This is a genomic window from Pseudomonas leptonychotis (assembly GCF_004920405.1).
GTDB lineage: Bacteria > Pseudomonadota > Gammaproteobacteria > Pseudomonadales > Pseudomonadaceae > Aquipseudomonas > Aquipseudomonas leptonychotis.
In genome coordinates this window covers 1-19790 of record NZ_RFLV01000008.1, presented here as the reverse complement: position 1 = coordinate 19790, position 19790 = coordinate 1, and the positions used below count along the sequence as shown (strand labels likewise).

The following is a 19790-nucleotide window of genomic DNA, read 5'->3' as shown; positions in this document are numbered from 1 at the left end:
TCCCGAACTCAGTAGTGAAACGATGCATCGCCGATGGTAGTGTGGGGTTTCCCCATGTGAGAGTAGGTCATCGTCAAGCACCTACACCAAAACCCCCGATCAGGAAACTGGTCGGGGGTTTTACTTTTTTCTTAGAAAAATTAACCCCGTCGCGAAAATGCGCTCGTATTGAGCGCACTCCAGTTCAGTTTATAGCGTCGCTCAGTGCTTTTGCGGGTACGTACTTAACGACTTTCTTCGCCGAAATTTGCAAAGGCTGGCCTGTTTTAGGATTGCGGCCGGTGCGGGCCGGGCGCTCGCTCACTTTGAGTTTGCCAATACCAGGCAGAGTGATTTCATCACCGTTTTCCAGTGCATCACAGACAATCTCGCTCAGCTGTTCAAGCGCTGCGCGTACGGTGCTCTTCGGTGTATCTATGGCTTCCGCAATATCGCTAATCAATTGATCTTTCGTCATTGCCATGGTGCAACTCCTTTTGGATGGATATGGAGGTTGGTGGATCAAGCTACCTGACTGTTCGAAGTGAGCACATGTCATTTCCAATTAGCGAGGATGAGCCTGAGTCCAGTCTGCAGGGGATGATCTATGCTGATGGGTCTTGGTCATTCTCGAGGAGAGCCAGAATGCTGCGTGCCTTTGCTGATTTAGGGTTTCGTTGGAAGATCGCGCTGCCAATTTTGTTGTTGGCGGTCTTGCTGGTTTCTATGGGCGTTCTTGGGATGCGAGGTATAAGTCAAGTCGCAGACTCCAGCATGAAGCTGACTAATCGTTATTTGCCAGGTATTAGTTTGCTGTTGAATGCAGATCGCGACCTTTATCAAGCTTTTGTTGCTGAGCGCAGCTTACTCGATGAAGGGGTGGGCGCGCATGCGGATGCATTAACTGCGGCTCATATAGAAAATCTGCAGCAGGCTTATGAGCGCGTTCATAAATTCGCGAATATGCAACCTGGTAGTGAGGCAATGCAACTGGTTGAGCAGTTTGATGTGGGGTTTGAGCGATGGAAAGCAACCTCGAATAAGGTTCTGCAGTTGGCGACCAGTGACCCTCAAGCAGCTAGTGCGTTAAGTTTTGGCAGTAGCGAAGAGCAGTTTGAAATAATGCGCACCGCTATCGACAAGTTAGGAGAGATGGATGATGTGGCCGCTAATGCCGAAGGGCTTGCTGCCATTGAGTTGGGCGAGACGCTAAGTTGGCAGCAGGGAGTGATTGTGGCCATCGGTTTGGGTGTTTGTTTTGTGTTGGTGGTTGGCTTCCCAATCCTGGTTACCCGGCCACTGCACAAGCTACTTAACCGAATTGAGCAGATTGCTGATGGTGATGGCGATCTGCGAGTGCGTCTGGACGTTTTGTCTAATGATGAGTTGGGCAAGCTCAGTCACGCGTTCAACCGCTTTCTCGATAAGTTGCAACCGTTAATCAAGGAGGTTGGGCGGGTTACCGGTGAGGTCGAACGTTCTGCGCAAAGCTTGGCAGGCATGGCCGCAGCTAATGATCGATTGATTAGCAGTGAGCATGCGGCAGTCGATCAGGTCAGCACAGCAGCAACTGAGATGAGCTCTGCTGTGCATGAGGTTGCGCGCAATGCACAGAATGCAGCTGACGCAGCTCGTAGCGCTGAAGCTCAATCACGAGAAGGTGCGCGCGTTGTCGGTGCCACAATTAGTTCGATTCGTCAGTTAGCACAAGAGGTGGAAAGTGCTTCTGCAACGATTCAAACCCTTGAGCAAGAAGCCTCTAATATCGGTGCGGTATTAGCTGTAATCAGAGGGATTGCTGAACAAACCAACCTATTGGCGTTAAATGCAGCTATTGAAGCCGCTCGAGCTGGAGAGCAGGGGCGTGGTTTCGCGGTTGTAGCAGATGAAGTGCGTGCATTGGCGGCGCGCACGCAAGAGTCGACCAAAGACATCCAGGCGATGATCGAGCGTTTGCAAATTGGAGTGCAGAATGCTGTTAAGGCGACTCACTCAGGGAGCAGTAAGGCGCGCCAGAGTGTTGAGCAGGCGGCAGGCGTAGATCAGGCGCTTACTGACACGAGTGACTCTGTGCAGCGTATCAATGATATGACCGCGCAGATCGCAACTGCTTGCGAAGAGCAGAGCAGCGTGACTGAGGAAATCGCGCGGAACATCAGTGATATTCGCGATCTTTCTAATGAGGCCGCACAAACCTCCGAGCAAAGTGCTCAGGCCAGCCAAAGGCTTTCTGAGTTGTCGCATGGACTGACTCAGTTGGTTGGTCGGTTTCGTGTCTAGCGTACGTTTGATTGGGCTAAGTGTTTGAAACGGTTGTAACTTAGAGGTAAGCGGGTACAATGGCGCGGCTCGCTTCTAGTGAGCTGCGTTATGGTGGCCCTGCCGGTCCCCTCGCAACGATCAGCCGTGAACCCGGTCAGGCCTGGAAGGGAGCAGCCGCAGCGGTGACATTGTGTGCCGAGGTGTGGCTGGTAGGGTTGCCTCCAATATCCTGATGCGCCGACTTATTCCTTTAAGTCGCTCTGCAGTTCTCACTTAAATTCCTTTCTGTTTGCGCACTCATTGCGGTGAGTTTTAGCGTGGCCATTGCGCGTTAGCTTATAACGCTCCTGGGCTTAACTGCCGGTATCTTGGCTTAAACTGTTGGCCGACTAAGTTCTTACGAACATGGCCTTGCGCGAGTATGCGGCTAATTTTGAGCGTTGCGTAGGTGGCCCTGCTGTCAAGCAGGGCGCTGGTGGCTCTTAGCTTGTGTGATAGCTAAGTACGCTGTCCTGTTCCTTCAGTGCTTTACGCATATCCGCTGGGATGCTGCCGGAGCGCATGGCGAGTTCCAGGCGGATGTCTTCCAGGCTTTGAGCGAAGGCTTGTGGGTCGGTGCGCTGCGCTGTGCTGAGCACACGGCTGTATGCGGTGGCGTCACTGGCATCAAGTAGGGAGAGGACGACCCCGCCATCAGGGCGGGGTGAGCTGAATGTGGCGCGCAGTGGGGCAAACAGCTGTTCAACGAGTTCGCGGTTAATATTGTCCATGACCATGCTCCATCCTGAGGTTGATAGCTTCAGACCTCAAAGATGCATGATGGTTCGTAGTTCTCTGTAATCAGGCTGCGAGTGACTGTCGGGCACGCTCGATAACCTGCTCAAGGTGTACGCCGCTGTATTGGCCGGGGTACAGGCGCTGGCTGTGCTTGGCGATGCCGGCATCGTTGACGATGGTGAAACTGAAGCTGCCTTTGCGAGCAGCCAGGATGCGGCAGTCAAGCGGTGCAAATGCACTGGAGAGGGTGCGAATGGCATCCTGAATTTGGTGTTGAGTGTTCATTTTTTTGGTGTTTCCTAAAACAGCGGGCGCGTCATTGCGCTAAATAAAGCTCCAGGCTGTCGACTTAATATGTCGATTGCATGTGTAAGTAGGAGCTGGACTGCGCGCACAAGTTCCCCGAGAGGTTACAGTGTGCGGGTTGGTACGTCGGAGGCGGGCTTGAGTCAGCGCTTGCGCGGGACAGCCAGATCAGTCAGCAGGTTGGGATATGGGTTAGAGCTGTGCGGCATTACCCGTAGGTGATGCGCTCTTACCTGGAAACCATCGAGGGGGCCAAAAGGCCTAATTGACTTACAGCGTGGTACGAACGGTGCAGATGATACCTGGCTGGTTAAATTTTATCCAGCTTATTTGTGGCCAATGCTGAAGGCTGGTCATTCTCGGGCTGCGCATTGGATGCAATTTGGCCCATGCTCCGTTAGGATTAGCCCCACTTTTGCTTTCCTCTCGTGACGGGTTTCGATGAGTTATCAGGTTCTTGCACGCAAGTGGCGTCCGCGCTCGTTCAACGAAATGGTTGGTCAGACGCATGTGCTCAAGGCGCTGATCAATGCGCTTGATAGCCAACGATTGCACCATGCCTATTTGTTCACGGGCACTCGTGGTGTGGGCAAGACTACAATTGCGCGGATTATTGCCAAGTGCCTGAATTGCGAGACCGGGATCAGCTCTACGCCTTGTGGCGTCTGCTCGATTTGTAAAGAGATCGATGAGGGGCGTTTTATCGACCTGATCGAAGTCGATGCCGCCAGCCGTACCAAGGTTGAGGACACCCGCGAACTGCTCGACAACGTGCAGTATTCGCCGAGCCGCGGACGCTTCAAGGTTTACCTGATAGACGAAGTGCACATGCTTTCCACCAGCTCGTTCAACGCCCTGTTGAAGACCCTGGAAGAGCCACCGCCTCATGTAAAATTCCTCCTAGCGACCACGGATCCGCAAAAGCTGCCGGTTACGGTGTTGTCGCGCTGCTTGCAGTTTTCGTTGAAGAACATGCCGCCAGAACGGGTGGTCGATCACCTTACCCATGTTCTGGCAGCGGAAAATATTCCATTCGAAAATGATGCGCTCTGGTTGCTCGGTCGTGCGGCTGACGGCTCGATGCGCGATGCCATGAGCTTGACTGATCAGGCAATTGCCTTCGGTGAGGGCAAGGTACTGGCCGCCGATGTGCGCGCCATGCTGGGTACGCTTGATCATGGTCAGGTCTATGGTGTTCTGCACGCCTTGCTTGAGGGTGATGCGCGCGGTTTGATTGAGGCTGTGCGTCATCTGGCTGAACAGGGGCCTGATTGGAGTGGTGTGCTGTCCGAGATGCTTAATGTGCTGCATCGCGTGGCTATTGCCCAGGCGCTGCCTGAGGCCGTGGATAACGGTCAGGGTGACCGTGAGCGGGTACTTGAACTGGCTCGAGTTCTGCCTAGCGAGGATGTGCAGTTTTATTATCAGATGGGTTTGATTGGGCGACGCGATCTGCCGTTGTCGCCGGATCCGCGAAGCGGCTTTGAAATGGTGCTGTTGCGTATGTTGGCATTCCGCCCCGCGGATACTGATGATGCCCCTAGGGTCGCACTAAAGCCGCTGGGAGTTAGCCAGGCCACTGCTGATTCCGCGACCAACCCAGTGGCCGGTGCGGCTATCCCGCCACCGGCAAGCATTCCTGTTGCGACTCAGCCTGCACCGTCTGCTCCTGTAGTTGAAGCTGCACCTGCAGTGCCGGTAGCTGCGACTGAAGCTGCTGTCGCCACCTTGCCGCCCGCGTCGGAAGTGGCCAACGAGCCCGCTGCGCAGCCTTCGCCGATTGAGGCGACAACTACACCTGAAGCATCCGCGTCTGTGGTGGATCTGCCCTGGGATGAGCAGGTTAATGTGCCGGTTGCTCAAACGGCTGAGTCTGTTACAGAAGTCGCAGAGCCTGTCGTTGTTGTGACGGAGCCCGTCACGCTAGCTACCGAGCCGCCGCAAGCGGCAGTGCTTGAGCCGCAACTGATTGAGCAGCCGGCTCCGTCTGCCGATACGGATGACGATGAGCCGCCACTGGGCGATTACGACTATGTCGAGATGGATGCAGAGTCGTTTGATTACGATTTTGATGCAGTAGAGCGCGCGGCATCTGCCGAACCTGAGATATTGCCGGCAGCGCAGCCTGCGACCGGGCTGGCGGCTGACTGGCTGGAGTTGTTTCCGAAGCTTGGCTTGTCTGGGATGACCGGCAGCATCGGGGCTAACTGCACGTTGATAAGTGTCGCGGATGACAACTGGCTGTTGCACCTGGACCCTGCGCAATCCGCGTTGTTCAACGCCACTCAGCAGCGGCGCCTGAACGATGCGCTCAATCAGTTTCACGGGCGCGAGCTCAAGGTATTAATTGAGTTGCGCAAACCCGAGCAGGAAACGCCTGCACAAGCTGCGGCGCGTAAACGGGCTAATCGCCAACGCGATGCAGAGGCATCGATTCATAAGGATCCTTTGGTCCAGCAAATGATTCAGCAATTCGGTGCGGTAATTCGCGCAGATAGCATTGAACCCCTAGATACTTTCGTTAACCCCTAATTACCGAGGACTTACACCATGATGAAAGGTGGCATGGCCGGCCTGATGAAGCAGGCTCAGCAAATGCAGGAAAAAATGCAGAAGATGCAGGAAGAGCTGGCGAACGCCGAAGTGACCGGTCAGTCCGGTGCTGGGTTGGTCAGTGTGGTGATGACTGGGCGTCACGATATCAAGCGCGTCAGCCTAGATGACAGCCTGATGCAGGAAGACAAAGAAATTCTTGAAGACTTGATCGCGGCGGCGGTGAATGATGCCGTGCGTAAGGTTGAGCAGAACAGCCAGGACAAAATGTCCGGTATGACTTCTGGTATGCAGTTGCCACCGGGTTTCAAAATGCCGTTCTAAAAAGGCCCTCAGGCCAGCGCGCACAACCGTGCTGAGAGTTGGTGTGGATACCCTCAGTCCACACCGGCTTATGCTTGCTCTTTAGGGGTAGAGCAGTCTGATGAAGCTTTACTATTAAAAGTGTGAGTCTTTGCAGTCGCCGAGTATTGCCCCATGAGCTTTAGCCCGCTGATCCGTCACTTAATCGATTCCTTGCGCATTCTCCCTGGCGTTGGGCAGAAGACTGCCCAGCGCATGGCCTTGCAAATGCTAGAGCGCGACCGTTCTGGAGCCCTGCGTTTAGCTCAGGCGCTGACGCAGGCGATGAATGGGGTTGGACACTGCAAGCAGTGCCGCAGCCTGAGCGAGGACGACGTGTGCCAGTTGTGTCTTGATCCGCGCCGGGACGATAGCGTGCTGTGCGTGGTCGAGGGGCCGATGGATGTGTACGCGGTCGAACACACCGGGTTCCGCGGCCGCTATTTTGTACTCAAAGGGCATTTGTCTCCGCTCGACGGACTGGGCCCGGAAGCCATCGGAATTCCTGAGTTGCTGACGCGAATCGCGGCGGGCAGCTTTAGCGAGGTGATTCTTGCAACTAACCCAACGGTCGAGGGAGAGGCCACGGCGCATTACATCGCTCAGTTGTTGGCGGGCAAAGGCCTGATTGCCTCGCGCATTGCCCATGGCATGCCGTTGGGGGGGGAGCTGGAGCTAGTCGATGGCGGTACTTTGGCGCATTCGATCGCTGGGCGGCGACCTATCCTGCTCTGAACTGGTAAGTGTGAGCGGTTGATTGATCTTATGCGTGGCATAAGCCAACACTTGTAAACCAAGCAAGCGCTTGGTAATTTCCCTGAAACCTCAGTGGAATTACCTCATGTCTGCCTTCCAAGAATATTTTGATGACTCTCACCAGTTGGTGCGTGACTCTGTCAGGCGCTTTGTTGAGCGCGAAATTCTGCCGCACATTAATGAGTGGGAAGAGGCAGAAGAATTTCCTCGTGAACTTTATCTGAAGGCAGGGGCTGCTGGGATCCTTGGTATTGGCTATCCAGAAATTTTTGGTGGTAGCCATGAGGGCGATGTATTTGCCAAGGTCGCGGCCAGTGAGGAATTGATGCGTTCTGGCTCCGGTGGGCTGGTCGCAGGGCTTGGTTCGCTGGATATCGGCTTGCCGCCTGTGGTGAAGTGGGCCAAGCCGGAGTTGCGCGATCGCATCGTGCCGCAGGTTCTGTCAGGTGAAAAAATCATGGCGTTGGCGGTAACCGAGCCGTCTGGTGGTTCCGACGTTGCCAACCTAAAAACTCGTGCTGTACGTGATGGCGATTACTACCGGGTAACGGGCAGCAAAACCTTTATCACCAGCGGCGTGCGCGCGGACTATTACACCGTAGCGGTGCGCACGGGTGGCGATGGTTTTGGCGGCGTTAGCCTGCTGTTGATCGAGAAGGGTACGCCTGGCTTCAGCGTTGGCCGCAAGCTGAAGAAAATGGGCTGGTGGGCGTCTGACACGGCTGAATTATTTTTCGACGACTGTCGTGTGCCAGTGAGCAATTTGATCGGTGTAGAGAATATGGGGTTTGCCGGCATCATGGCGAATTTCCAGAGCGAGCGCTTATCTCTGGCGATCATGGCCAATATGACGGCGCAACTGGCGTTTGAGGAGTCGATGAAGTGGGCCAAAGAACGCGAAGCGTTCGGTAAGCCTATCGGCAAATTCCAGGTGCTAAAGCATCGTTTGGCAGAGATGGCGACCCAGCTTGAAGTGTCTCGAGACTTTACCTATCGGCAAGCGGCGAAAATGGCGGCTGGTAAAAGCGTTATCAAGGAAATATCTATGGCCAAGAATTTCGCCACTGATATTGCCGATCGACTGACCTATGACGCCGTGCAGATTATGGGCGGCATGGGCTATATGCGCGAAAGCCTGGTGGAGCGGCTGTATCGCGATAATCGCATTTTGTCGATTGGTGGCGGCTCGCGTGAAATCATGAACGAGATCATCAGCAAGCAGATGGGCTTGTAGGCTAAAACTTATCAAATAGCAGATAAAACAAACCCCGCGAGCGCGGGGTTTGTTTTAAAGCAGGACAGAGGCTTAAGCCACCTGTACCTCTTCAGCTTGCATACCTTTCTGACCGCGAGCGGCCACGTAGGTAACAGTCTGGCCTTCTTTCAGGCTTTTGAAACCGTCGCTTTGGATGGCTTTAAAGTGAACGAAGAGATCATCGCCGCCGTTAGTAGGGGTAATGAAGCCGAAGCCTTTCTCATCGTTGAACCATTTGACGGTGCCAGTTTCGCGATTTGCCATGGTGTGTCTCTTAAATCAGTACGAAGTGCGGTGCCAGAGTGCTCATAGCACCTATGCGGTTTTGCTGATAACTACAAGTCAGCTCAGCCATAATAGGCCGTTTTTACGGGAAGTGTTGGGTTTAACGTTAAATATTCATATTTTTATCAGTGCGGATCGCGCTAAGCCTCTATTTAACTGGGCTGTAGGGCGGTGGCGCATATGATAAATGGTGTTTCTTTTGGCGGGTGATGGCTCGTTCAGGTGGCTAGGTTGGCTCGCAACACAACGAAAAACGCTCCAGCGCTCTTTAAAAAGCGCTGGAGCGTTTGTTTTTAGGCGCTCTACTTGATGTTGCTTTTAACGCGATTTCAGCCTGGTACAGAGCGTATTTAACCGTTAGTCGAGCAGCGTCAGGGTGACGTCGATATTGCCGCGGGTGGCGTTGGAGTACGGGCAGACGATGTGCGCCTGCTCGATCAGGGTCTGCGCTTGCTCACGATCCATACCTGGCAGGCTGATGCGCAGTTCGACTTCGATGCCGAAACCGTTGGGGATAGCGCCGATACCCACCACACCTTCAATCGATGCGTCTGTTGGTATGGCCAGCTTGTCGCGGCCTGCAACGAATTTCATCGCACCGATAAAGCAGGCCGAGTAGCCCGCAGCGAACAGCTGCTCTGGATTGGTTCCCTGGCTGCCGGCGCCGCCGAGTTCTTTCGGGGTGGTCAGGGCAACATCCAGTACGCCGTCGGAAGAAATGGCGCGGCCGTCACGACCGCCAGTGGCTTCTGCGTAGGCACGGTAAGCAATGGTTTGAATCGACATAGTGCTAATCCTCTTTAAAGAGCTTGAGTTGCATTTAGGTTGTCTGCAAATATTTTGCGCGCAATCAAATTTTGAAAACGAACATTACCCTGCATTAATTTTGCGTGCAAAATATTAGTACGATTATTTTGTAATAAGCACAGCCTATTCGTGCATAAGCCAAGCCGGTCGGGCGAGTGTTTGGAGTGTGGAAGTCGTTAAAGGGCGGCCGAGGCGGGTGGCGCTGCGTCAGACGACCTATTGATGCCTTGTTTTAGAGGGTTTGCTGCAGGCTATTGCGCAGCGTGATTAGCTCATTCTTTAACGCACCCAGTTCTGCGAGGGTATGTTGAGTAGCGGTGAGGATGCAGCTGGGGACGCGCTTGGCCTGTTCGTGCAGGCTACGGCCTTTATCGGTCAGAAACAGCTCGACTACACGCTCATCGGCACTGCTGCGGGTACGCTTGAGTAGACCTTCAGCTTCCAGGCGCTTGAGCAGAGGGGTGACAGAGCCTGGATCAGTCAGCAAACGACTGCTGACGTCGCCTACGGTGATGCCATCGCCTTCCCAAAGCACCATCATGGCCAGGTACTGCGGGTAGGTCAGCCCCAAGTCTTGCAGCAGCGGTTTGTAGACCTTGGTCATCAGCAGCGAGGTTGAGTAGAGAGCAAAGCACAGCTGGTTATCGAGCAGCAGTTCGGCACAAGGGTCTAGCGCGGCCATGATGCTCTCCGGCGACAAAGGATAATGAGCACAATTTATCGTGCTAACTACTGTTATGCCAATTGAATGCGCGCAGTGGCGATCTTGCTCTGGTCAATGCCAAGCATAGAAAAGCCCCAGCTTAATGCTGGGGCTTGGTTCTTGCCGATTACTCCGTGGCAGTCTGCGCTTTTTTGCTTGAGCTTTTCGGTGAAAGGCGAGCTGCAAGGCGCATTGATGCTGTTACCACGCGCTGGTAAAACGCCGGCCACAGGCGCTGCATGCCATCCAGGGCGTAGGCATCCGGGCCGATCAGGATGCGCCGCTTGTTTGCCAGCGCGCCGTTGATGATCACCTGAGCGGCTTTCTCCGGTGTGGTACGCAGCAACTGGTCGTTGAACTGTTCACGTGCCTTATCGGCATCCTGGCCGGTGACGCTGCTCAGGCTGGCGTTCATCCGTGCGGTCTTGGCGATATTGGTCTTGATGCCGCCCGGGTGTACGCAGCTGGCCGACACACCGCAATTGGCCATGTCCAGCTCCTGACGCAAGGACTCGGTAAAGCCGCGTACGGCAAACTTGCTGGCGTTGTAGGCGCTCATGCCCGGCTGGGCGAACAGGCCGAAGACACTGGATACGTTGACGATATGACCGCTGCCCGAGACCTTGATATGCGGCAGAAAGGCCTTGGTGCCGTTGACCACACCCCAGAAGTTGATGTTCATGATCCATTCGTAGTCGGCGTAGTCATTGCCTTCCACTGTGCCGCCCTGAGCCACGCCGGCGTTGTTGAAGATCGCGTTGACCCGGCCGAACTCGGCCACCACCTGATCTGCCCAGGCATGCACCGCCTCACGGTCGGCGACGTTGACCAGGGTTTCGCTGACCTGCACACCGAGTTTGCGCGCTTGCGCGGCGGTTTCCGCCAGGCCTTCGGCATTCACATCGCAGAGCGCCAGCTGGCAACCCTGGCGGGCCAGACCGAAGGCCAGGGCGCGGCCGATGCCGGAGCCGGCGCCGGTGATGGCAGCTACCTTGTTTTCAAACGACTTCATGCGCTGGCCTCCTGGGCAGTCAACTGGATAGCGCTGTTCTGCGCCGGGTGTGCCGCGTGTTTACGGCTGAAATGATAGGCCGCTGGGTCAAAGTTGCGCGTCAGCAGGCGGAAACGCCAGGTAAAACCAGGCCACACCGTGCAGTTACGGCCACTGACCGGATGCAGGTACCAGCTCGTGCAGCCGCCAGCATTCCACACGGTGTTATCCAGACTGCCTTGCAACTTGCCGTTAAATTTGTCCTGCACCGCTTGTTTGACCTCCAGGCTCTGCAGATCTTGCTCACCAATGAGCTTGAGCGCGCCGAGCACGTAATGGATCTGCGACTCGATCATATAGACCATCGAGTTGTGGCCCAGTCCGGTATTGGGCCCCATCAGGAAGAACAGGTTGGGGAAGCCGGCCGTCAGCGTGCCTTTATAGGCTTGCGGGCCTTCTGGCCAGGTGTCGAGCAGGTCGACGCCGCCACGGCCGAATACCACGCCGCGCGGCAGTGGGTCGCTTGGAGTGAAGCCGGTACCGAAGATGATCGCGTCGATCTCGCGCTCTTTACCGTCTACGGTGCGGATGCTGCCGCTGCGGATTTCCTCGATGCCGTCGGTGATCAGGTCAACGTTGGGCTGAGTCAGCGCCGGGAAGTAATCGTTGGAGATCAGCACGCGCTTGCAGCCCATCAGGTAATCCGGAGTGACCTTGGCGCGCAGCACTGGATCCTTGATCTGTTTATTGATGTACCACTTGCCGACTTTCTGAGCGAGGGTCATCACCTTGGGCAGCATGGCAAAGCCGATTACCCGGCTTTCCAGCAGGGCGTAAATGGTGCCGCGCCAGAGTTTCTGCAGCAGTGGGAAGCGTTTGAAGCGGTTGCGCTCACGCTCGCTGATAGCGCGGTCGGGCTTGGGCATGATCCACGGTGCGGTGCGCTGGTAGAGGTCGAGCTGACTGACCTGCTTCTGGATCTGCGGCACAAACTGGATCGAAGAAGCGCCGGTGCCGATCACCGCGATACGTTTGCCGGTGAGGTCATAGCTGTGGTCCCACTGCTGTGAGTGGAAGATCTTGCCGGTGAAATCGCCCAGGCCCTTGAGCGCAGGAATCGATGGGGTGGACAGCGCACCCATGCCGGACACCACAAATTGCGCGGTGTAGCTGTTGCCAGCGCGATCACTGATTTGCCACAACTCCTGCTGCTCATCCCAGGCCATGCGGGTGATTTCGGTGCTGAGCTGGGTGTGGTTCTGCAGGCGGTATTTGGCCCAGCAGCCTTCCAGATAACCCTGGATTTCCGGTTGCTTGGCGAACATGCGCGTCCAGTCGGGATTCTGCTCGAAGGAGAACGAATACAGGTGCGATTGCACATCGCAGCCACAGCCCGGGTAATTGTTCACCCGCCAGGTGCCGCCGACGCCCGCTTCTTTCTCGAACAGCAGAAAATCGTGTTCGCCGGCCTGCTTCAGGCGAATGGCCATGCCTAGGCCAGAGAAGCCTGTGCCGATGATGGCCACCTTACAGTGACGAGTGACAGACGGGGGTGAGGCGGGTGCATTCATGGCCAAGCTCCTGTTATGTTTATTGCTGGCGTATACATCTGTATACCAAAGTAGACAAATGTATACTCGCCAGCAAGCGGCAGTCTCACACGCCAACTTTTAGGTAGGGTTCGTCATGCAAACAGCCGTCGGCGAGCAGCCATCCGCTGCGGAAAAAGTCAGCGATGCCCCAGGCAAGACCCTGTTACTGGAGGCCGCGTTACGTCTCACCTCAACCAGTCGCAGCCTGAGCAATCTCGGCCTGCGCGAGCTGGCCCGTGAAGCCGGGTTAAACCCCAATACCTTCTACCGGCACTTCAAGGACGTGGACGACCTGGGCCTGACGATGATTCGGCAGATCTCCACTCAGTTGCGTCAACCGTTGCGCGACTTACGCCGTGAGGCCGCTGAGCGCGCCGTACAGTCGCCCAGTAAAAGCGTGGCCATGCTGTTTGGTATCGACCTGGATCGCGGGCGGCGGGTGTGCCATGAAACCGTGCAGCTGTTCTTCGATTTCGTTGCGCAGAACCCTGAAGCTTTCATCATCGGCGTGCGTGAACTGCATGGTGCATCTGCCGTACTGCGCGTTGCGCTGCAAGAGGTGATGGATGAGTTCGGTGCGGACATGGCTGAAGACATCGTGGCCTTCAAGCTGCTGCCGGATATCGTTAATCCGGGCGTGGTGTTGCAGGTGTCCAACTTGATCAGTCGCAATCTGTTCCAACTCTCGTTGGACTATATCGGTCAGCCTGAGCGTCGCGAGGCAATCTGTGCCTTGGCCGAAGAGCAAATTGTCATGCTATTTACCGGAGCCAGCGTGCTACAAAGTCTGGGTCAGTTGCGGTTGCATGAGGCGTGATTAAGCCATGCAGGACGCTGATGCTAATCAATGATGCTGGGGAGCGGCGCTTGTATGCTGCCACACGCAGATGCATTGTTTGGCTGCACGACTCATGTTGCCCTGCAGGCTCTGCCTGCGCCGATAAGGATTGCCAATGATTGAAGCCGCCTGGATTGCGTTCGCTTTTGCCATGGGCTTGGCTGCGCGAGCAGTAGGGCTGCCGCCATTGGTGGGTTATCTGGGGGCAGGCTTTGCCTTGGCCGCAGTGGGGGAGCGTCTGGGTATCGACCCGCATGAGAGCGGCGCGCTGCAGCATATTGCCCATTTGGGTGTGCTGCTGTTGTTGTTTACCGTGGGTCTAAAACTCAAGGCGAGTAACCTGCTGCGCCGCGAAGTGTTTGGCGGTGGGCTATTGCATTTCGCCATTTCCAGTGTGGTGTTTCTCCCGGCGATCTTGCTGCTGCTCGAGCTGCCTTGGTATCAGTGCTTATTACTGGCGATTGCTTTGTCGTTTTCCAGCACAGTGCTGGCGGCCAAAGTGCTCGAAAGTAAACGTGAACTGCGTGCATTTCACGGTCGCGTGGCGATTGGAGTGCTGGTTATACAGGACATGATCGCTTTGCTGGTAATGAGCCTGGCTGCTGGGGATTTACCTTCGCCTTGGGCCCTGCTGGTGTTTGGCTTGCCCTTGCTACGTCCGTTGTTATTCCGTTTGCTTGATGCCAGCGGTCACGAAGAGTTGATGCTGTTGTTGGGTTTAATGTTGGCGCTGGTGGCCGGCGGTTATGGGTTTGAACAGTTGGGGTTGAGTGCCGAACTGGGTGCCCTGGCATTTGGTGCGCTGCTGGCAAAACATAAGCGCGCGACGGAACTGTCCAACTCGCTTTGGGGCATCAAAGAAGTATTCCTCGTTGGCTTCTTTCTGCAGATCGGCATGGGCGGGCTGCCCGATGCTGATGCGCTGATTTTCGCCCTGGTTATGACGCTGTTGTTGCCGCTAAAAGGTGTGTTGTTCTTCTTTCTGTTTCTGCTCTTTCGCTTGCGTGCGCGCAGTGCTTTTCTCACGAGTGTCAGCCTTACCAATTACAGCGAGTTCGGTCTGATCATGGCCAGTGTGGTAATGCCGCAATGGTTGATTCCATTGGCGATTACGGTGGCGCTGTCATTTGTTATCTCAGCACCACTCAATCGCATCGCCCACCCGCTTTACGAGCGTTTTGCCAGGCGCCTGATTCCTCTCGAACGCAATATTCGCCACCCCGATGAGCAGCCGCTGTCTCTGGGTGACACTCAGACCTTGGTGATGGGTATGGGGCGCACTGGGCGTGCCGCTTATGACTATCTAAAGGAGCAAGGTTATCGCGTGGTTGGGTTGGATTCTGACCCGGTGGTGATCGAGCAGGGCAAGGTGGCTGGACGCAGGGTGTTGTTTGCCGATGGCGAGGACCCGGTGTTTTGGCAGCACTTGGATATGAGCGGGGTTGATGCGGTGATCCTGACCCTCAACGACGAAGAGACCAAGGTGATTGCCACGCAAAAGCTGCGTGAGCGCGGTTTCAGTGGCTTGGTGGTATCCCACGCGTTGTATGAAGACATGGCCAAGCGCATTCAGGAAGCCGGGGCCGATCGCACCTACCTGACCATGAGTGAGGCCGGTTCCGGCTTGGCGGAGCATGTAATCAAAACCCTGGAAAGAAACACCGAGGCATCGTGATGCCTCGGTGTGTCAGGCCTCTCTGGACTTAGTTGAAGCCCAGGCGTTGACGCCAGCGTTGTTCCAGCGCTTTGCTGTCATGATCGAAAGGGTGGAAGCCTGGGCGGTAGTAGTCCAGGTAGGACGGAATCAACTTGGTCAGAAAGCCGTTGCGCGGGCCGAATAGCATCTTCAGGCCCTTGCCCCAGCTGCGCCAATTCAATAGCTGACCATCCTTGCGCAGCAGGTGCAGCTGGAACCAGCCGATCACGCTGAAGAACACCACCGTAGAAATCGCCATCATGCCAACGCGGGTGAAGTAGCCGCCATAAACCTTCTGGTACACGTCGTAGCAGACCGCCTTATGCTCGTTCTCCTCGATCGCATGCCACATCCACAGCTGATACAGCTTGGGGTCGTTCATCTGAGTGGTTAGGTCTTCGCGCTGCAACAGCTGCTCGGCCATGGTCGCGGTAAAGTGTTCCAGCGCGCAGGTGGCGGCAAGGCGCTGTTTCTTGGTGGTGATCTTGGTCACCCATTCCAGCAACACCTTGATCCGTAATTCGAGGGTTTCCAGGTCGATATCGTGCTCGGCTGCGTAATCGTTGTAGGCCGCGTGCTCCTTTGAGTGCATAGCTTCCTGGCCAATAAAGGCGCTGATGTCCTTCTTCAACTGTGGCTCGCTGACCTTCTCGCGTACAGCCCGCACGCTGTCGACGAAAAATTTCTCGCCGTAGGGGAACAGCGACGACAGGTTGTTCATAAAGTGGCTCAGGAACGGGTCGCCAGCGAACCAGAATTTCTGGCCTTGGCTAAAGCTGAAGTCCATGCGGCGCACCGGGAAACTGGCGGTTGGGGTGGTAGGTTTGGCTGTCATAAGGGCGACTCCTCGGCATATTGGCCGCATTCGCGACCGCTCTTGTTATGGGGCTCGGATCGACAGGCTGGGCTGTCTTGGGCCGTGATTTATCTTTAGCCGAGGGCGTTTTTGAGGCGAGGTCATTCCTGGCCAGGGCGGCCGGATTTGCGCCAACTTATGGATAGTTGTAGACGCGTTCGATCAGGTGCACGCCTGACTGGGCACGAGTACACGCCCAGATGTTGTGGGCGTAGAGGGGAAGGTTGGGCTATTGGTCAGTGAGGCTGAAGGTCGTTAGGGCGAAAGTCGCAATCCCGCTGTCCTGTAGCTTCTGTGAACCGCCGAGTTCAGGCAGATCGATGATCGCGGCGGCCTCAATGATACTGGCGCCCATGCGCCTAACCAGTTGTGCGGCGGCCAGTAGGGTACCGCCGGTGGCGATCAAGTCATCGAAAATCAGCACTTTATCGCCTTCGCAAAGACTGTCGGCGTGTACTTCGAGCTTGGCTTCACCGTACTCGGTTTGATAGCTCTCGCTGAGCACGTCGGCCGGTAGCTTGCCCTGCTTGCGGAACAGAATCAGTGGCTTGTTCAGTTCATAGGCGATGATCGAACCGATCAGAAAACCGCGCGCGTCCATGGCGCCGATATGGCTGAAGTCTGCCTCGACATAGCGCTGGATAAAACTGTCGGCGACCATGCGCAGGGCACGTGGCGACTGAAACAGCGGGGTGATATCGCGAAAGATCACCCCCGGCTTGGGGAAGTCCACTACCGGTCGGATCAAGGTTTTGATGCTGAATTCGTCGAAGCTCATCGGCTAGATCCTGCGCTGTGCGGGTCAGTCAGCCCTCGAGGTTGCCGCCGGCCAGGGCGCACAGCTCGATGGGGTCGAGAATATGCACTTCCTTGCCTTCGGCTTCGAGCAGCTTGTTCTGTTGGAAACGGGTAAATACCCGTGAAACGGTCTCCACCGCAAGGCCCAAATAGTTACCTATTTCGTTGCGTGACATAGCCAAGCGGAACTGATTGGCCGAGAAGCCGCGGGCACGGAAACGCGCCGAGAGGTTGACCAGGAAGGTGGCGATGCGCTCGTCGGCGGTTTTCTTCGAGAGCAACAGCATCATCTGCTGATCGTCGCGGATCTCTCGGCTCATGACGCGCATCAGCTGGCGCCGCAGCTGCGGCAGTTGCACCGACAGCTCATCCAGACGTTCGAACGGGATTTCGCACACCGAGGTGGTTTCCAGGGCAATCGCCGATACGGGGTAGCTTTCGCTGTCCATGCCGGACAGTCCTACTAGCTCGCTGGGCAGGTGAAAGCCGGTGATTTGTTCATCGCCGCTATCGCTCAGACTGAAGGTTTTCAACGCCCCGGAGCGCACGGCGAAGACAGAGTTAAAGGTGTCGCCCTGACGAAACAGGAACTCGCCTTTTTTCAAGGGGCGGCCACGTTTGACGATGTCATCCAGCGCATCCATGTCTTCCAGGTTCAGCGACAGCGGCAGGCACAAACTCGCCAGGCTGCAATCCTTGCAATGGACTTGGTGTGGGCTATGCAACATGGTGCTTTCGGACATCGTTGGTGATCCTGGGTATACACACAATAGCCGTAAGGTTACAGCAGGGTGCAGAGGGTGGCCACTAAGACGCTAGTCTGATCGAATGTTCAAGTTTTATCCGGTGCGACCGATAAATTAGGCGGTTTCAATGATCGGCAAGGAGCATCGTATGGGTTTGGAATTGACCAGCTTGAGCAGCCGCATGAACGTCGCGCTGGAGCGCAAGAGCGTGGCGGCCGAAGGCGCTGTGCCGAGCAGCGAGACGGATCAGCAGGCACTGCGTGACAGCCTGCGGGTGAGCTTGTCGGAGCTGGGCAAAGCGCGTTCCGCCGCCGCGCAGAAGAACCGCGACATTGATGAACGCAGCCTGCCGGATGTGCTCAAGGATCTTCTTAAAATGATCCGCGAGCTCAAGGCGCAGATCGAGGCGAAGAAAGCCGAGTTGAAAGAGGTGATGAGTGATCAGAGCCTCGACCCTGAAACTAAACGCATGAAGATCGAAGCGCTGCAGGGCGAACTGGCCTCGCTGCAGGGCGCGTTGAGCAGTGCCAACGCAACGCTGATCAAGACCATGCGCGAGCAGGATCTAAGCGATCAGCAGATGCAGGAAGTGGCCAGCCTGGTCATGAAGTAGCTCCGCTCATCCAGTGAGCAGGCTGTTAAATCACCCGAGAAAAGCGCTGCTGATTTAACTCGCTGAGATAGCGATCAAACAGCATGCACAGCGAGCGCACCAGCAGGCGGCCTGCTGGCTTAACATCGATGCCCTGAGCCGTTAGTTCAATCAGCCCATCACTGGCCATCTGCTGCAGTTGCGGCCAGATATCGGCAAAGTAACTGCGAAAATCGATGGCATAAGTCTGCTCGATGTCGGCGAAGCGCAGCTGGAAATGACAGATCAACTGCTGAATTACGGCTCGGCGCAGGCGGTCGTCGGCGTCGCAGTGCAGGCCGCGCAATGTGGCCAGTTCGCTGTGCGCGAGGCTGTCCTGATATTTGCTCAAGTCGCTGTTGTTCTGGCAGTACAGGTCACCGATCTGGCTGATTGATGACACCCCCAGACCAATCAGGTCGCAATGGCCGTGGGTGGTGTAACCCTGGAAGTTGCGCTGCAGGCTGCCATCCTCCTGGGCGCTGGCCAACTCGTCGTCGGGCAGGGCGAAGTGATCCATGCCGATATAACGGTAACCGGCAGCGCTCAGTTGCTCGATGCTGGCCTGCAGCATGGCCAGCTTATCGCCTGGGTTGGGCAAGTCGCTGGTGTTGATCCGCCGCTGCGGCATAAAGCGCTCTGGCAAGTGGGCGTAGTTGAACAGCGACAGGCGATCCGGTTGCAGGGCAATTACTTCGGCTACGGTGCGGGCGAAACGCTCCGGGGTTTGTAGCGGCAGGCCGTAGATCAGGTCGATGTTTATCGAGCGAAATTGCAGGGTGCGTGCCGCTTCGACGATGGCGCGGGTTTCCTCCAAGGTTTGCAGACGATTCACTGCCCGTTGCACGCTCGGATCGAGGTCTTGCACGCCCAGGCTGACGCGGTTGAAACCCAGCTCGCGGAGCAGTCCCATTGTTGACCAGTCGGCTTCGCGCGGGTCGATTTCGATGCTGTAGTCGCCGCTGTCGTCATCCAGCAGGTTGAAGTGCTGGCGCAGGTGGCCCATCAGGTGACGCAGTTCATCGTGGCTAAGAAAGGTCGGTGTGCCGCCGCCAAAATGCAGCTGTTCGACCTTCTGTTGCGGGTCCAGATGACGGCTGATAATCTCCACTTCGCGCTCAAGTTTTTCCAGGTAGGGCTGGGTGCGCCCGCGATCCTTGGTGATTACCTTGTTGCAGGCGCAGTAGTAGCAGATGTGCGCGCAGAACGGGATGTGCACATACAGCGACAGCGGCTTTAGGGCCTTGCGGCTGTCGCGCAGGGCATGCAGCAGGTCGAACTGGCTAACCCGTTCATGAAATTGCACGGCGGTCGGGTAGGAGGTGTAGCGAGGGCCAGCTTGGTCGTAGCGGCGGATCAGGGTGCTGTCCCACTGGATGGCGTTGAGCATGCGGGTGTTCCCGGTTTGGCTTGCAATACCGGGGAGTCTAAGTGCGACACGGGGTGGCTGCTTTGATCTGCATCAAGCCGCTGCGTGCTGTGACCGCTTACTGAATCGCCCCTGGTTTTCTAGACACTCTCCAACCTCTGGAAATAGCGCTTTTCAAACTCTACAGGCGACAGCTGATTGTTGAAACCGTGTCGGCGTTTTGGGTTGTAGAACATCTCGATGTAATC

The 19790-nt window shown here is 56.1% G+C and carries 21 protein-coding genes, 1 rRNA gene, 1 other RNA gene and 1 pseudogene; 11 read left to right on the top strand and 13 right to left on the bottom strand.

Annotated features, from left to right (window positions below):
* A 5S ribosomal RNA gene (gene rrf, locus D8779_RS21235) occupies nt 1-79 on the top strand; the annotation flags it as partial.
* 105 nt (nt 80-184) lie between these two features.
* On the opposite strand, the gene D8779_RS20320 is transcribed toward rrf, so the two are convergent.
* On the bottom strand, nt 185-463 hold the full coding sequence (locus D8779_RS20320) for an HU family DNA-binding protein (RefSeq protein WP_136666435.1): 279 nt from the start codon (nt 461-463) through the stop codon (nt 185-187).
* A gap of 17 nt (nt 464-480) precedes the next feature.
* On the opposite strand from D8779_RS20320, the pseudogene D8779_RS21215 reads away from it, so the two are divergent.
* From D8779_RS21215 to ffs, 3 genes and pseudogenes are all read left to right on the top strand, one after another.
* A pseudogene (locus tag D8779_RS21215) lies at nt 481-1401 on the top strand (HAMP domain-containing protein); the annotation flags it as partial.
* Between the two features lie 78 nt (nt 1402-1479).
* Nucleotides 1480-2259: a methyl-accepting chemotaxis protein gene (locus tag D8779_RS21210; protein ID WP_415755903.1), complete on the top strand. Its 780-nt coding sequence runs from the start codon at nt 1480-1482 to the stop codon at nt 2257-2259.
* A 100-nt stretch (nt 2260-2359) separates the two neighbouring features.
* Nucleotides 2360-2456, top strand: an RNA gene (gene ffs, locus D8779_RS20310) — signal recognition particle sRNA small type.
* Between the two features lie 267 nt (nt 2457-2723).
* Here the strand turns inward: ffs and D8779_RS20305 are convergent.
* Together D8779_RS20305 and D8779_RS20300 are read right to left on the bottom strand one after the other, a co-directional pair.
* Nucleotides 2724-3011, bottom strand: a complete 288-nt coding sequence (locus D8779_RS20305) for a DUF3509 domain-containing protein (protein ID WP_136666433.1) — start codon at nt 3009-3011, stop codon at nt 2724-2726.
* A gap of 70 nt (nt 3012-3081) precedes the next feature.
* Nucleotides 3082-3303: a hypothetical protein gene (locus D8779_RS20300; protein ID WP_136666432.1), complete on the bottom strand. Its 222-nt coding sequence runs from the start codon at nt 3301-3303 to the stop codon at nt 3082-3084.
* 462 nt (nt 3304-3765) lie between these two features.
* On the opposite strand from D8779_RS20300, the gene dnaX reads away from it, so the two are divergent.
* The 4 genes from dnaX to D8779_RS20280 all read left to right on the top strand — a co-directional run bounded on the left by dnaX (nt 3766) and on the right by D8779_RS20280 (nt 8209).
* On the top strand, nt 3766-5856 hold the full coding sequence (gene dnaX / locus D8779_RS20295) for a DNA polymerase III subunit gamma/tau (RefSeq protein ID WP_136666431.1): 2091 nt from the start codon (nt 3766-3768) through the stop codon (nt 5854-5856).
* 18 nt (nt 5857-5874) lie between these two features.
* Nucleotides 5875-6201, top strand: a complete 327-nt coding sequence (locus D8779_RS20290) for a YbaB/EbfC family nucleoid-associated protein (protein WP_136666430.1) — start codon at nt 5875-5877, stop codon at nt 6199-6201.
* 153 nt (nt 6202-6354) lie between these two features.
* Nucleotides 6355-6954, top strand: coding sequence for a recombination mediator RecR (recR, locus tag D8779_RS20285; protein ID WP_136666429.1), 600 nt, complete (start codon nt 6355-6357; stop codon nt 6952-6954).
* Nucleotides 6955-7060: 106 nt separating this feature from the next.
* Entirely contained in the window at nt 7061-8209 is a 1149-nt protein-coding gene (locus D8779_RS20280) for an acyl-CoA dehydrogenase family protein (protein WP_136666428.1), read from the top strand.
* A 72-nt stretch (nt 8210-8281) separates the two neighbouring features.
* Here D8779_RS20280 and D8779_RS20275 read toward each other — a convergent pair whose 3' ends face one another.
* From D8779_RS20275 to D8779_RS20255, 5 genes are all read right to left on the bottom strand, one after another.
* The gene (locus D8779_RS20275; protein ID WP_069516724.1) at nt 8282-8494 is read right to left on the bottom strand and encodes a cold-shock protein; all 213 of its coding nucleotides are present in this window, start codon (nt 8492-8494) and stop codon (nt 8282-8284) included.
* A gap of 378 nt (nt 8495-8872) precedes the next feature.
* Nucleotides 8873-9301: an organic hydroperoxide resistance protein gene (locus D8779_RS20270; protein ID WP_136666427.1), complete on the bottom strand. Its 429-nt coding sequence runs from the start codon at nt 9299-9301 to the stop codon at nt 8873-8875.
* Between the two features lie 253 nt (nt 9302-9554).
* A complete protein-coding gene (locus tag D8779_RS20265) occupies nt 9555-10004 on the bottom strand; it encodes a MarR family winged helix-turn-helix transcriptional regulator (RefSeq protein WP_136666426.1) in 450 nt (149 codons plus the stop codon).
* 148 nt (nt 10005-10152) lie between these two features.
* Nucleotides 10153-11037, bottom strand: coding sequence for an SDR family NAD(P)-dependent oxidoreductase (locus D8779_RS20260; protein ID WP_136666425.1), 885 nt, complete (start codon nt 11035-11037; stop codon nt 10153-10155).
* Complete coding sequence (locus D8779_RS20255) at nt 11034-12587, bottom strand: flavin-containing monooxygenase (RefSeq protein WP_136666424.1); 1554 nt, start codon at nt 12585-12587, stop codon at nt 11034-11036. Before D8779_RS20255 ends, D8779_RS20260 begins: the two co-directional genes overlap by 4 nt.
* 115 nt (nt 12588-12702) lie before the next feature.
* Between D8779_RS20255 and D8779_RS20250 the strand changes: the two genes are divergently transcribed.
* Together D8779_RS20250 and D8779_RS20245 are read left to right on the top strand one after the other, a co-directional pair.
* Complete coding sequence (locus D8779_RS20250) at nt 12703-13425, top strand: TetR family transcriptional regulator (RefSeq protein ID WP_136666423.1); 723 nt, start codon at nt 12703-12705, stop codon at nt 13423-13425.
* A gap of 136 nt (nt 13426-13561) precedes the next feature.
* Nucleotides 13562-15121 (top strand): cation:proton antiporter family protein, encoded by a 1560-nt coding sequence (locus D8779_RS20245; RefSeq protein ID WP_136666422.1) that lies wholly within the window; start codon nt 13562-13564, stop codon nt 15119-15121.
* Nucleotides 15122-15149: 28 nt separating this feature from the next.
* On the opposite strand, the gene D8779_RS20240 is transcribed toward D8779_RS20245, so the two are convergent.
* The 3 genes from D8779_RS20240 to fnr form a co-directional block, all read right to left on the bottom strand.
* A complete protein-coding gene (locus D8779_RS20240; RefSeq protein ID WP_136666421.1) occupies nt 15150-15977 on the bottom strand; it encodes a metal-dependent hydrolase in 828 nt (275 codons plus the stop codon).
* Nucleotides 15978-16227: 250 nt separating this feature from the next.
* A complete protein-coding gene (locus tag D8779_RS20235; RefSeq protein WP_136666420.1) occupies nt 16228-16776 on the bottom strand; it encodes an adenine phosphoribosyltransferase in 549 nt (182 codons plus the stop codon).
* A 28-nt stretch (nt 16777-16804) separates the two neighbouring features.
* Complete coding sequence (fnr, locus tag D8779_RS20230; RefSeq protein WP_136666419.1) at nt 16805-17539, bottom strand: fumarate/nitrate reduction transcriptional regulator Fnr; 735 nt, start codon at nt 17537-17539, stop codon at nt 16805-16807.
* 151 nt (nt 17540-17690) lie between these two features.
* Here fnr and D8779_RS20225 point away from each other — a divergent pair, with 151 nt between their 5' ends.
* A complete protein-coding gene (locus D8779_RS20225) occupies nt 17691-18155 on the top strand; it encodes a DUF1931 family protein (RefSeq protein ID WP_136666418.1) in 465 nt (154 codons plus the stop codon).
* A 25-nt stretch (nt 18156-18180) separates the two neighbouring features.
* On the opposite strand, the gene hemN is transcribed toward D8779_RS20225, so the two are convergent.
* Together hemN and D8779_RS20215 are read right to left on the bottom strand one after the other, a co-directional pair.
* Nucleotides 18181-19563: an oxygen-independent coproporphyrinogen III oxidase gene (gene hemN, locus D8779_RS20220; protein ID WP_136666417.1), complete on the bottom strand. Its 1383-nt coding sequence runs from the start codon at nt 19561-19563 to the stop codon at nt 18181-18183.
* Nucleotides 19564-19682: 119 nt separating this feature from the next.
* On the bottom strand, nt 19683-19790 hold a 108-nt coding region (locus D8779_RS20215), incomplete at its 5' end, for an IS3 family transposase (RefSeq protein ID WP_136665141.1).

What these genes read in the sequence shown, in the direction of transcription:
- D8779_RS20245 (WP_136666422.1), top strand. Translation starts at nt 13,562, where the DNA reads ATGATTGAAGCCGCCTGGATTGCGTTCGCTTTTGCCATGGGCTTGGCT.
- D8779_RS20260 (WP_136666425.1), bottom strand. Translation starts at nt 11,037, where the DNA reads ATGAAGTCGTTTGAAAACAAGGTAGCTGCCATCACCGGCGCCGGCTCC.
- D8779_RS20240 (WP_136666421.1), bottom strand. Translation starts at nt 15,977, where the DNA reads ATGACAGCCAAACCTACCACCCCAACCGCCAGTTTCCCGGTGCGCCGC.
- D8779_RS20275 (WP_069516724.1), bottom strand. Translation starts at nt 8,494, where the DNA reads ATGGCAAATCGCGAAACTGGCACCGTCAAATGGTTCAACGATGAGAAA.
- fnr (WP_136666419.1), bottom strand. Translation starts at nt 17,539, where the DNA reads ATGTCCGAAAGCACCATGTTGCATAGCCCACACCAAGTCCATTGCAAG.
- recR (WP_136666429.1), top strand. Translation starts at nt 6,355, where the DNA reads ATGAGCTTTAGCCCGCTGATCCGTCACTTAATCGATTCCTTGCGCATT.
- D8779_RS20280 (WP_136666428.1), top strand. Translation starts at nt 7,061, where the DNA reads ATGTCTGCCTTCCAAGAATATTTTGATGACTCTCACCAGTTGGTGCGT.
- hemN (WP_136666417.1), bottom strand. Translation starts at nt 19,563, where the DNA reads ATGCTCAACGCCATCCAGTGGGACAGCACCCTGATCCGCCGCTACGAC.
- D8779_RS20225 (WP_136666418.1), top strand. Translation starts at nt 17,691, where the DNA reads ATGGGTTTGGAATTGACCAGCTTGAGCAGCCGCATGAACGTCGCGCTG.
- D8779_RS20255 (WP_136666424.1), bottom strand. Translation starts at nt 12,587, where the DNA reads ATGAATGCACCCGCCTCACCCCCGTCTGTCACTCGTCACTGTAAGGTG.
- dnaX (WP_136666431.1), top strand. Translation starts at nt 3,766, where the DNA reads ATGAGTTATCAGGTTCTTGCACGCAAGTGGCGTCCGCGCTCGTTCAAC.
- D8779_RS21210 (WP_415755903.1), top strand. Translation starts at nt 1,480, where the DNA reads ATGGCCGCAGCTAATGATCGATTGATTAGCAGTGAGCATGCGGCAGTC.
- D8779_RS20270 (WP_136666427.1), bottom strand. Translation starts at nt 9,301, where the DNA reads ATGTCGATTCAAACCATTGCTTACCGTGCCTACGCAGAAGCCACTGGC.
- D8779_RS20265 (WP_136666426.1), bottom strand. Translation starts at nt 10,004, where the DNA reads ATGGCCGCGCTAGACCCTTGTGCCGAACTGCTGCTCGATAACCAGCTG.
- D8779_RS20250 (WP_136666423.1), top strand. Translation starts at nt 12,703, where the DNA reads ATGCAAACAGCCGTCGGCGAGCAGCCATCCGCTGCGGAAAAAGTCAGC.
- D8779_RS20290 (WP_136666430.1), top strand. Translation starts at nt 5,875, where the DNA reads ATGATGAAAGGTGGCATGGCCGGCCTGATGAAGCAGGCTCAGCAAATG.
- D8779_RS20235 (WP_136666420.1), bottom strand. Translation starts at nt 16,776, where the DNA reads ATGAGCTTCGACGAATTCAGCATCAAAACCTTGATCCGACCGGTAGTG.
- D8779_RS20305 (WP_136666433.1), bottom strand. Translation starts at nt 3,011, where the DNA reads ATGGACAATATTAACCGCGAACTCGTTGAACAGCTGTTTGCCCCACTG.
- D8779_RS20320 (WP_136666435.1), bottom strand. Translation starts at nt 463, where the DNA reads ATGGCAATGACGAAAGATCAATTGATTAGCGATATTGCGGAAGCCATA.
- D8779_RS20300 (WP_136666432.1), bottom strand. Translation starts at nt 3,303, where the DNA reads ATGAACACTCAACACCAAATTCAGGATGCCATTCGCACCCTCTCCAGT.